General features: G+C 43.0%; 3 protein-coding genes and 1 pseudogene. All 4 read right to left on the bottom strand.

What is annotated here, in order from left to right; translation table 11 throughout:
- Positions 1-2,063 (bottom strand): annotated as a pseudogene (locus ACLFWI_RS04605) (DUF3160 domain-containing protein); the annotation flags it as partial.
- A gap of 54 nt (positions 2,064-2,117) precedes the next feature.
- Positions 2,118-3,023 carry a hypothetical protein gene (locus ACLFWI_RS04600; RefSeq protein ID WP_446411943.1) on the bottom strand — a complete coding sequence of 302 codons (906 nt, stop codon included), beginning with the start codon at positions 3,021-3,023 and terminating at the stop codon, positions 2,118-2,120.
- 43 nt (positions 3,024-3,066) lie between these two features.
- Positions 3,067-4,326, bottom strand: a complete 1,260-nt coding sequence (locus ACLFWI_RS04595) for a glycosyltransferase family 4 protein (protein ID WP_446411942.1) — start codon at positions 4,324-4,326, stop codon at positions 3,067-3,069.
- A gap of 3 nt (positions 4,327-4,329) precedes the next feature.
- Entirely contained in the window at positions 4,330-5,877 is a 1,548-nt protein-coding gene (locus tag ACLFWI_RS04590; RefSeq protein ID WP_446411941.1) for an MAC/perforin domain-containing protein, read from the bottom strand.
- Positions 5,878-6,067: the final 190 nt, after the last annotated feature.

Below are 6,067 nucleotides of genomic sequence, written 5' to 3'. Positions count from 1 at the left end.
TGATGCAGCACACTTCCGGGATCACCAATCATTGGATCGGGGACATTGGTATGCACATCGGCGACAATTGCATCCCATTTATCCGAATCTTCCGGTTCTTTATAAAAAAGACTTGGATACCAACCATTGTATCGTTTAATTCCTGCATAACCACGATGAATTTCCACAATATCTTTCAGGAATTGAGTTTCCGCTTCCGTTAGTTCCTCCTGTGCCAATTCTTTCTCGGAAATCTGCTTCAGTATTCCTAACTTCTGGGCGAAATTTGTTAAGAAATAGGTTTGTCTTTGCTGTAGATATTGCCCATCCTTTGGAAAAGGGGTTTCTTCAATCAAATTAGCGGCTCGTCGCGCCATGGTTTCAAAGCGAGACCAAAACGTCGGTCTGGGTTCGACAAAACCTGCTGGGTAGTAACAGGAGACGCTGATGGAGTATGACTGTTTGGCATATAAAATGGTATCGTGGCGCAATTGTGTCCACGATGCCAGTTGAGTGTTGAGTGTCTTCATCGCCCAAGCACGGGTACGCATGGCTTCGGGATATTTCTCGTCTGTGGTGGGTGCAGATAGTTCTCGCAATGTAGCCAGCCAATTTATGTAAATGCTTTCTTCCCAAACGGCTGGATTCTGCTCGTCAACCACTGTCTTAACTGCTGCTAAGTTATGCTGGTAATTGAGTCCATCTCTAAATTTGTGTCCTTGGGAATTCGTCATCCGGATAACTAATTCTGGCACTACCTGATTATTCCCCAATGCAGCAAACGCTACATCTAAACTCGTGGGGATGCGGCGCTGAACTTTCTCTCCATTCCAGCGGATTTCATCAAAGACGATTTTGGTTGTTACCCAGCTATCTAATACAAATTTTTGACCCAAAACGGTAAACGAACGGGGTAAGGGTATGCTTTCGCCTTCCGGAGGGGATGCATAGTCATGACTGCGGATGTTCTGAACTCCAAGTTGGCGAGTGGAAATATCGAGTTGGAGTTGCTCTAATGTTGACAAATCTTTCACATCTGCTGGAGATTGAATGAAGGTATCCGTTAAGAGTTGGTCTAATTGTGCAAATGTCAGCGAATCTGTCTTTCCTACAAATATTTGTAGCATTTGGTCAAACTGTTGCCATTGCTCAAATTTATTGGCTTGTTTGAGCAAGTCGTGGAGTACAATTGCTGCACCGAGTTCTCGGGGTGAGGCTTCTTGAGGATTACCCGCAATACGGAGATCGACTCGACCACACCACATCATCCCACGAAAGTAGTTCTGGAGCGCCTCCGAATTTTCATAATGTCCCCGTGGTTTAAATTGGGAAAAGTCCATTACTCGCTGACGCCCGAAGAGGTTGAATTTCTGACGTTGTTCCGTTTCTATGGCTTTCAGGGTTTCAGCGACACGAGTATCCTGATTCAAAGACGTTTTAACGGGATTCCCCGACAGCAGAGAACGGGCGACGGTGAGAAAGTAGTCGGCATCGAGTAGACTAGATTGTAGGATGCCCTGACCATACTGGTTTTAAGCATTGGAGAGTTGGGCTGCCATTCCTGTGAGGATTTCGTCCAGGGATGCGGCTAGATAATCTTCTTCGAGTTCAGCAAGCATAGCATCAAAAGAGCGGTGCCACGCATGAAGTAATGCATCGGTGGACACGAAAACGGGTAAGTCGTTACTATAGATGCGATAGAACAGAGTCGCGAAACTTTCGGCACCTAGGCGTTCACTCACTACAAAGCCATTTTTCTGGAAAATAGCGCGTTCGGCGTCATTCAAGCGAAAGTCGTCCAGACGCCAGGTGGTTCGCTTTGGGTTTGAGTTATGTTCTTCGGGGTCTATATTGAATTGATCCCAGAATTGGGCGGTGGTGGGGTTCCAGGTGAGTTGAGGTAGATATTGGGCGTTATGGGGATAGCGTTGGGCAAAGTCTAGGGGTGAGATTTGCCCAATTTCTTTGAGTGCTTGAGCAAAGGCTGATGGGTAATTAGGGGTAGGAGTGGTGTTTTGGGATTGAGCTAAGGTTGTTGTCTTGGCGGAGTTTAGGGTTTTATCGATTGGGATAGTTTTAGACATGGCTGTTAAATCCAGCTAAGGCTAACAGTTTGTAATTCATTTATTTCTACCTTTTCATAGTTTCACTATGGGAAATGCAGCTAAAGTTACCTTTTTATTGTCCCTATTCAATTTAGTAATTAAATGGCTTTGAAACTTATTGTTATAATCCACATGAGCATAGTTTAACCATCGCAAACCAAATTGATTACGGATGGCAAAATTCGCTAGACCCGCCTGCAGTTTATATTGTCCATCCACACGGAATACTAAGGGGGCAATTACGTTATTCCACTGGATCGGCATACCACAAGCTGTGATTAGATGGATGTGGGCTTGTTGTCCTCTGTTTCTGAGAACCCCGCTGAAGTGATCTAGACAGATTTCAACTCCGATATGAATGCCATCTACGTCAAAGACAATAGGTTGAGTAGACTGCATATATTGAGCTACATCAATATTGCCTAGAGCAGCCTCATAATTTCCGTGAATGTATTTTTCCATCCCATCTCTTGTAGATACAAATTGCTTTTCAATCAGGTCACATGCTCGTTGACCTCCTCGTACAATAATTGCTGTGTTGTGTCCAACCCACTGATTCGGAATGTTACTTTGCTGTTTACTTATTATCGTCCCAGCAACTATTAGCCAATCACTTAACTCTTGCCAACCAAATCCACTGAACGCCTGTTGAACTGTATACTTAAATTCATCGTTAAATTGATAAGCACCGCCGTTTCCTGGTGGTCTGTAAAAAAATTCAGGAGCAACTAGAATTTTTAATGTTTTTGACCACTCTGGTTGAGAAGAACCTGGCCATTGGATACGACTATAAAAGTCTTCTTGAATAATACTTGCTGCCTTAACTAAAGCCCGAATTCTGATTGCAATTGCCTCTTTAGTATCTGAAGCGAGGTCTGGATTATAAGCTGTATCTGTTTGGATGCAGAATCCAAAACACTGAATATATTCGTATGGCATAGTTTTCTCCTTGTTAAGAAATTTGATTCGACTATTATGAAGCTTAAATTATCTCTGTACATCCTTCCGCTAAAACGGACTGGAACAACTCATGCCATTGAGAAGCGATCGCTTCCCAGCTATATTCAACCCTTGTGGCATTCTCATAGCAGGCTTTACTTACTGCTGCCAAGTGTTCCGGAGATTGGTATAAACGCTCTAAAGCTTGAGCAACATCATCTGCTTTGATAAGTTGAATCTCCAGGAAAAATTCTGAGCGAGCGATTGTCTGAGCCAGTTCAATAAGTTCCGCACAACCATCCCATAGTTCTTGTCCACAGCGATGTCTGGGTAACACCTGTGCTGCACCTGTAGCCGCGTGTTCAAAGCTGACCAATCCCCAACCTTCTCCCATGGAAGTATTCAGTCCAACCTCACAGGCGTTGTAAATTAGATTTAGAGTTTCGTCACTGACGCTGGGATACTGCGTTGGATCGGTAACCTTTAATAGTCGGTCTTTGATACCGAACTGCTGCGCCAGTTCCATCAAATCGCATTCCGGCTCATGCCACTTAGAATGAAGCAGCAGTCTGACCGATGGCTCCTTATCCCTGGCAAATTGGGCAAAGCCTTCAAGAGTGACATCAAGGCGTTTGCGCGGCTGATTCATATTGGCATTCAGGACGATAAAGCTATCCTGGAGTTCTGGTTGATTGGGAAAAAGCTTTTGTCGCGCTGATATGCGATTATGTCTTGATTCCTGGCAGGGAAGCTCACCTGCAATTGGATAGAACTGGGTTCTATCTACTCCATTGGCAATCACAGCAACCTTGTCAACCAAATGGAGTGCTTCTTCTCCGAATGATGCATTGATTGCTTCGCAGACAGTGGCTTTCGACAACTTAGTAAAAACCACCAATCGGTCAACACGAGAGAGAAAGTTGACCAAATTGGTATCAACAATAGCTCCATCTACTGGACAACAAACCACAATCTTCGCATTGGTCTCACTTTCGTCAAGCACAGCCAGGGGGTCGTAAACTTTCCACAGATCGTTGAGGATAAAAACGATATCTGGCTCAATTGTTCGCAGTAAGCTTCTGAGCGTTTCACAACCTCGAATGTCTGTGCGGATGGGATTTGGGTAAAGCATCCAACCTCGATCCTGCTTTTCTCCTTGATAGTCAATGCCAATATGATGAATATCGTAGGTATCCAGTAACTGAGAATAGAGCGCCTCGAACAGACGACCATAGCTCGAACCTTGACGGATAATACCAATCGATAGAATTGAGGGCTGCTTTAGTTGCTTGCGAAGAGGCATCAATTATATCTCCTGTGGTCTAAACAAGATTTTTCCGTCACCTATCCCCACAGGTTGTAGTAACGCCCTAGCTTCAACACGAGGAAGTTTTATAGGATCGTATAAACTGTAATTAGAATAACGACCATGAGCTAAACGCATAATAGCTGAGTTTGGAGCACTTCCACAAATACCAATGAAGGCAAAGGAAATGGTATCGTATGCAAGACCTGTATTGAAGTGATATTTGTCTCTCCATGTATTGAGAAGTTCAACATTGGCTCCGCAGCTTTGCAGAAATTGGTATAACCGCTGTGAAGGAAACCTATTTGAAGGAAAGCCTTGCCCTGTATTTTTTCCTGTGAATCCTATGGCAACAACGTAATTTTTGTTTCCTTCATACTTACTAACATCAGCATAGATAGTGTCGTATTCTGTATTATGGGATTTCCATAATTTAATGAGGTAAGATTGATTGACAACTGTTTGTAGAGTTCTACAATCCACGATTACTACATGAATAATCCCGTAACTTTCTTCTACGTCACTTCCTTCTATATTCGCTCTTAAGGGGATACCATTGAGCCTAATTGTCTCACTCCCTCCTTCCGATGAAACGATAAGCTGACTATCCAGATATGCTTCCGCTGCTAGATGAATCTGATCGGCTTGATCACCAGAAAACAGTTCTTCAATTGGACTAAGTTGGTAGTCAATTACAGCCGGGTTGTCAGCAAGACTTGCAATCCACTGATCGAATGTCTCTTTGTAGTTATCAGCCTCACCAAATACCGGAGTGATCCCGCTAAGCTTTGCCACTAAATCGTCTTTACCACCAACAACCTGAATATGAGTTTCTCGATTTTCAGCCCATTCCTTGCCTAATTGATTCCAGCCACCTGAGACTTTTCCCTTTGCTGAATTGAAGACGGTTTTGTACTCTAATTCTATTTTCGCTTGCAGATCTGCTTTATCTTCAGAGTAAGATTTCTTGACCTGTACTAAATAATATAGTTTAGCACCGACACTAACCCACTTCACATAATGGCAGCCATACTTATGAAAGAATCGAAAGAAAATGTATGCGTTTTCCGGGGTGTATTTTTTCGGAATTTCATTGATGTCCCATAAATCGTTAAATACTGGATCTTCAAGGACGTTACTAGAGAGTTTTTCCCAGACCGGATTTTTAACTGAGAGATTCCAAAACCTAACTTCAAATTCAAAAAGTCCGTAATTGTAATTATTTTCGCTATTGCTGTCTATATTAAAGGCTCCATCAAAGCCCCCTCGGAAAAAGCCAATTTTGGCATTCAACTTGGCTTTGAGGTCAAAATGTTCCTGATACTCTTGTCGAGAGGAAAAGACATATGTGTGTCCTTGTCCTGATGGGGTATCAGGATTGTAATGAGTATTCCATGGTTTGATGAAGGTTCCGATCTTCGTTACTGCCGTACCATCATTAAAATCAGTAAAGTTAAATAAGGGTGCTTTTAATGAACTGCTGTCATAGGCACCAAAAACATCAAATCCCTGACCTAATGATGAAGAACCAGGTAATAGTTCAGTCATTTAAATTCTCCTTAAAGTTGTCAATACATGGATGCAAACCATTGTTTGTGATCGTAAAACCACCACTCATAACGTAGATACCCATTTTGGTATTCTGAGGGAGTTGTTGCTGGGCAAGGGGTTGAACAGTCCAAGGAATGGCTGTAGTTTCCCCAATGGCAACAAAATTCCTATAACTGTGATGATGCAC

Source organism: Coleofasciculus sp. (genome assembly GCF_046539235.1).
In the GTDB taxonomy this organism is placed as follows: Bacteria; Cyanobacteriota; Cyanobacteriia; order Cyanobacteriales; family Coleofasciculaceae; genus Coleofasciculus.
This window is presented reverse-complemented; position numbering and strand designations above follow the sequence as displayed.